Here is a 326-nt window from a genome sequence, read left to right on the forward strand (position 1 = left end):
CCACTTCCGGCGCAGTCGAAACGGAAAACTCCTTGAGATTCAATGAGTTATGCAGTTTTCGACAGTGACTTGCTTCAGTTCATCGAAGCCTGGAAGGAGTTAAAAATACCGGTTTTTCTGGCGCTTTTAACGGTTCGATCTTCTCGGTCGAAAGCGGTGAAAAAGAGGTGTTGACAGCAGCGTGTAACGCTGTAGAATTCGCCTCCCGCTGACGAGAGATCGGAGGCGCAAGTGGTTGAAGTTGTTGAAGAAATCTTCGAAAGCTTCTGAAAATAATCACTTGACAGCAAATGAGGCTGCTGTAGAATGCGCGCCTCGGTTGAGAT

1 protein-coding gene is annotated in these 326 nt (G+C 47.5%); it reads right to left on the reverse strand.

Annotated elements, in window-relative coordinates:
• Window positions 1-74 precede the first annotated feature (74 nt).
• Window positions 75-326, reverse strand: a 252-nt coding sequence (locus tag NN484_RS27225; protein WP_274658367.1) for a hypothetical protein, incomplete at its 5' end; no start/stop codon positions are given.

Origin of the sequence: Pseudomonas serboccidentalis (assembly GCF_028830055.1) — a bacterium.
Classification (GTDB): domain Bacteria; phylum Pseudomonadota; class Gammaproteobacteria; order Pseudomonadales; family Pseudomonadaceae; genus Aquipseudomonas; species Aquipseudomonas serboccidentalis.